Here is a 4,467-nt window from a genome sequence, read left to right on the forward strand (position 1 = left end):
CATCCCTCAATTCCCCTTCTCTCAAGGGGGGCAGATCCTCGTGGCGCCAGGGGGGCAGTTTGACGTGTCGCCTGACACTCAAGCAAAATCGCCTCCGGGAAACCCGGTGCGGTTCACCCGGCCGTCAAGAACCAGCCGGCGCGGCACGCGGCAGCGAGGGCGAAGCATCGCCGCGGCCGCTTGGTGTGGTCGATGGGGATGGAATCCATGCTAATGCCGGGCAACTCGTGGAACCAGTGCGCCCAGATCGCGTGGAACGGCCCCCTCAGCGTGTCGCCACGCCGCGCCAGCGTCTCGGCCGAGAAGGCCGGCGGCCCATCGCCACCCTCACGCAGATTGCACAGGATCCCTTCAGGATCCCGGTCCCGGCGGCCGTAGCAGCGGATCAGGAACTGCTCCCGGCACTTCGCCTCGATCTCGGACGCGCTGACGAAGTCGATCTCGTACAGGATCTCGCTACCCAGCCGTTCGATGCGGCGAATCTCCCGCAGGAGCATCCCGTTGCACGATGTCGCACGGTTGCGGTGATCAAGCGGTCGGTCGTCGGTGCCGGAATAGCCGACGTAGATTGGCACCCCGTCCGGGGCGCACAGCACATAGACGTAGTGGCAGGCGCCCGCTCGCGCGCACTCCCTGCGGTGCATGGCGCGCAGCCACGGCTGGAAAACGTGTTCGGGACGCGCGGCGGTCCTGATGTGCGGAGGGTCCTCGGTCCAGATGCGCAGCCCTTCGAGGTTGGCTGCCGTGGGGTCAGGCATCGCGGCGTTTCACGTCGGTCCGGTGCCTGACCTGCTGTGCCCGGAAGTCGTCGACGACGCGCTTGGCGTCGGCCAGCCGCTGGTCCTTCGTCAGGCTGCGCTGGCCGTTGTGGTAGCCGTACACTACGTCGATCACCTCCGTGTCACCGCCCCTGGGCAGCCGGAACGTTTTGCCTTGGATGTCGTAGCCAAGGGTCTCCAGGACGGCGTCGATGCCTTTCCACAAGCCGATGACGTGGCTCGGTCGAAGGCGTCGGAGTTGGTAGGCCGTGTAGGTTTCCCAGCAGCGCTGCGTGACGGCTTCGCCGACGGTGTCGAACGGATCGGCGCTGGCAGACGCGGTTTTGCACTTCACCACGTTGATGTATGCGATCTCCTCGATGTCGAAGCCGAGGATCTGGCGGTGCGAGGCGCTGACCACCTGCTTCCACTCGAGCATCGATGTGGGCAGGAACTTCATCAGGGCGTGGAAGGCCGCAGTGTCCGGTTCCTCACCCACCTTCCGCATCAACCGTTCCATGAGCGTGTCGTTCGCCGTCTGGGTGCCGTTGGACCCGTTGCCTGGGTTGGCGCCGACGATCACCAAGCCGGCGTAGCGCGGGCCGATGTAGTCCGGGCTGGGCGGCCGCTCGGGGATCATGGTGCCGCAGTCGCGCAGGCAGGTGTCCCGGTGTGAGCAGGCAGCGACGCAGCGCACGGCGGCGTGGAACTCGGCCGTGATGGCCGGCAGGTCGGGCACCACGGTGTCTGCTCCTCAAATCGTGGTCGGCGTGTGTGTCGACACCCAGTTTGCGACATCCGCGTTCCTCCAGGGAACCACGCAGAACGGGGTGTCCCCACCGACGCACGTCTCCACCCAGGCGAACTGCTCCTCTCCGGCGTAGAGCGCCAGCACTGGGTGCTCTGGTGCTGGATTGGCACCGCTCTTGGTTCCCGTGCCGGCGCCGTAGCACAGGTGCATCTCGCCGGCGTCGCCGAGAGCCGTGCGATGATGTTTGCACAGGTCGTCGAGGACCGCGGCGACGCCGCGCGTCACTTTGGCGTCGGCTGGCGCCGTCGTGGACAGGGCGCCAACCTTTGTCCGCAGCACGCCGGCGGTGCTGGCCAGGATGTCGGTCCACACCGAGACCTTGGTGCCGTAGATGAGGCGCATATCCCCGTCCTGGATGAGCAGCCACGTGATGCCGCGGTTCACGGCATCAAGATCCCCGCCGTCGGACTTGCTGACGATGTACTTGGTCATGCTGCGCTTTTTCCGATGCCACGCGGGCGGGCGACTATAAGGGTGTTGCGCCGGTATGGCGAGAGTGCGGTGATCCCACCACCGGAAGAGGAGTGGAGCGGATCGCCGCTGTGGTCCATACTCACGCAGGCACCGCCAAGGCCGCCTCCCTTAGCCGTCTCGTAAGGTCGACTGGCCACCAGTAGTGGACCGGCCCGGCCGGGAGGATCGGGCACCGCGCCGCACGCATCAAATCGACACTCCATGCACCTGAGTGGCCCATGTACGCCGCCCAGGCCGACGCCAGCGCGTCCCATTGGTCTGAGGAGTTGATGGGGTCACCCTCCGGATGGCCAAGCGCGTCCAGCAGCCATCGGCAGATGTCCTGCTCGGGCTCCCACGTTCCTGCCTCCGGGTAGGTCGCCTTGCGGAGCGCGAAGTGCAGGGCCTTGGGATGGGTCTCGGTGATCGGGATGGCGGGCCAGCGCTCGCGCAGGCGGATGGCGGCCGCCATGCCCTGGAACAGCATGGATCCCCGCAGGCTGTTGGCCGACTGAACGGATGGAGCCCTGCACTGCCGCTCCTGGAACGCCCGCCCATGCGGTTCGGCGACCTCCCTCTTGACGGCGGACATCTGGCGGCTGATCCACTCGTCCTGTCCCCTTCGGCCGGCGACGCCGGTCTCCCAACACAACAGTGCGTCGATGCCCGCCGCCGCCGGTTCCATGCCTCCACCGGCCATCCGCATGATCCAGTCGATGGCGCCATCGACGGATCCGACGTCCCTGTTGAGCGCAAAGCGCCGCGGCCCTCCGTCGACCCATAGCAGGGCCACCGCGTTGGCACCTTTGCCGCCAGGATCGTACCCGACGTAGATCCGGCTCGAACCCATGGGGAACTCCGTAATCGAGATGTCCGCGGTCCGGCCATTGCTGCCGTCTGAGGCTCGGAGCGACGGTGCCAAAGCACCCGTCGCCCGTCAATGTGCGGCTGATCGGCCATGGCAGGTTTCCGTCGCCGGGTGTCGGGCACCGTCAACTCGTTGGCACCGACCATGATGGCTGGCGCAGTTCGATCAGGTCTGCCTGCAGCGCAAGGGAGGGGCCAAGCGTCGCGGCCGTACCGGGCTGGCCGCCTCACCCAGGGCATCAGCCGGGCAGGTTGGGGTCGACCTGCCAGATTTCGTCCACCAACTTGCCGCCCCGGTAGAGCTGGATGTAGCGGACCTTGATCTGGCTTTTGCCGGTGAGCACCAAGTTTGAACTGACCGTCGCGCCCTTGGGGTTGGCACTCTCCGCGATGTTCGTGACGCTCGCCTTCAGCGGGCCTTGTGCCTTGGCGAACTTGTCCCAGACCTCCGCCAGGGATGGGCCGCTGTAGATGCCGTCGAGGGGACCGCCCACCCAGTGTAGCGTGGCGCCCTGCGCGTAGGCGCCGGTGATGGCCGCGACATCGCCCGAGGCGATGGCCTCGATATGCTTTGTGGCCAGATCGGCGGCGGGGCCGGCAACGGCGGTGGCGGTGGACAGGGCTGCGGCGATGAAAATCGCGGGTGCGAGGAACTTCATGATGCCTTTTCCTTATGGAATGGTGTCGAATGACGGGAGAAGGACCGATGGAAGGCTCGATTATTCCCGGCCGGTTCCGCTTTTCTGACGAACCGTAGTCCTAGGAGGAAGGCAAACGCCGCCGTGTATAGGAAGGGCGGGCTCTGCCATCCTTTCACCAGCAGAATGTAATGTAGGCAACCCGCGACCCCGGCGAGGAAAACCGCCTTGTGTAGGGCCCGCCAGTGCCGTCCGCCCAGTCGGCGGACCGCCGCCTTGGCGGAGGTCGCCGCGAGCGCCGACAGGATCAGGAAAGCGACCATGCCGACCGTGATGTAGGGGCACTGGACGATGTCGGTCCACACCGCCCGCCAATCGAAGAACTGGTCGATCCCGACATAGGTCAGCAGATGCAGCAGGGCGTAGAAGAAGGCGAACAGCCCCATCATCCGCCGGAAGCGCGCCAGGGCCGCGAGCCTGTCACAAGCCGCAAGGGCGTGACCGCCAATGCGACGAGCAGGAAGCGCAAGGCCCAAAGCCCGCTCTGCCGCACGGCCTCCGCCACCGGCTCCACGCCGAGCCCGCCGGTGAGGGCGAGCCAGACGGTCCAGGCCATCGGCGTGAGCGCCGCGACGAAAGCCAGCGGCTTCGTCCAGCGCGAGGCCAGCGCCGCCGAGGCGAGCGCCCGTGCTCCAGCCATCATCTCAGGCCGCCATCTCAGAAATGCGCCCGGAGGTCCATGCCGGCATAAGAGCCTATTCCAGTAGGGATCCGGTTTCGCCTGCTCTGTTGAACGTCCAGTGCATTGCGGCCCGGAGGTTTCAATGGGCAAGTTGGTTCAAGACGACGGCTGGCGGCTGCCGGGTGAGTTGTGGGAACGCATGGAGCCGCTGCTTCCGGAGCGCCCGGCGCACCCGCTGGGCTGCCATAACCCGCGGGT

General features: G+C 66.6%; 7 protein-coding genes. All 7 read right to left on the reverse strand.

Going from position 1 to position 4,467, the window contains the following annotated elements:
- Window positions 1–113 precede the first annotated feature (113 nt).
- Window positions 114–758, reverse strand: a complete 645-nt coding sequence (locus ACSBPG_RS31685; RefSeq protein WP_435541250.1) for a hypothetical protein — start codon at window positions 756–758, stop codon at window positions 114–116.
- Window positions 751–1,500: a hypothetical protein gene (locus tag ACSBPG_RS31690; RefSeq protein ID WP_435541251.1), complete on the reverse strand. Its 750-nt coding sequence runs from the start codon at window positions 1,498–1,500 to the stop codon at window positions 751–753. The genes ACSBPG_RS31685 and ACSBPG_RS31690 overlap by 8 nt, the downstream gene beginning before the upstream one ends.
- A gap of 12 nt (window positions 1,501–1,512) precedes the next feature.
- Window positions 1,513–2,001, reverse strand: a complete 489-nt coding sequence (locus ACSBPG_RS31695) for a hypothetical protein (protein WP_435541252.1) — start codon at window positions 1,999–2,001, stop codon at window positions 1,513–1,515.
- 121 nt (window positions 2,002–2,122) lie between these two features.
- The gene (locus ACSBPG_RS31700) at window positions 2,123–2,872 is read right to left on the reverse strand and encodes a hypothetical protein (RefSeq protein ID WP_435541253.1); all 750 of its coding nucleotides are present in this window, start codon (window positions 2,870–2,872) and stop codon (window positions 2,123–2,125) included.
- A gap of 256 nt (window positions 2,873–3,128) precedes the next feature.
- Window positions 3,129–3,548 carry a nuclear transport factor 2 family protein gene (locus ACSBPG_RS31705; protein WP_435541254.1) on the reverse strand — a complete coding sequence of 140 codons (420 nt, stop codon included), beginning with the start codon at window positions 3,546–3,548 and terminating at the stop codon, window positions 3,129–3,131.
- Window positions 3,545–3,976 (reverse strand): sulfite oxidase heme-binding subunit YedZ, encoded by a 432-nt coding sequence (locus tag ACSBPG_RS31710; RefSeq protein WP_435541255.1) that lies wholly within the window; start codon window positions 3,974–3,976, stop codon window positions 3,545–3,547. Before ACSBPG_RS31710 ends, ACSBPG_RS31705 begins: the two co-directional genes overlap by 4 nt.
- Window positions 3,973–4,230: a hypothetical protein gene (locus tag ACSBPG_RS31715; RefSeq protein WP_435541256.1), complete on the reverse strand. Its 258-nt coding sequence runs from the start codon at window positions 4,228–4,230 to the stop codon at window positions 3,973–3,975. The genes ACSBPG_RS31710 and ACSBPG_RS31715 overlap by 4 nt, the downstream gene beginning before the upstream one ends.
- Window positions 4,231–4,467: the final 237 nt, after the last annotated feature.

The sequence above is a fragment of the Azospirillum sp. ST 5-10 genome, assembly GCF_051225715.1.
Taxonomy (GTDB): Bacteria; Pseudomonadota; Alphaproteobacteria; order Azospirillales; family Azospirillaceae; genus Azospirillum.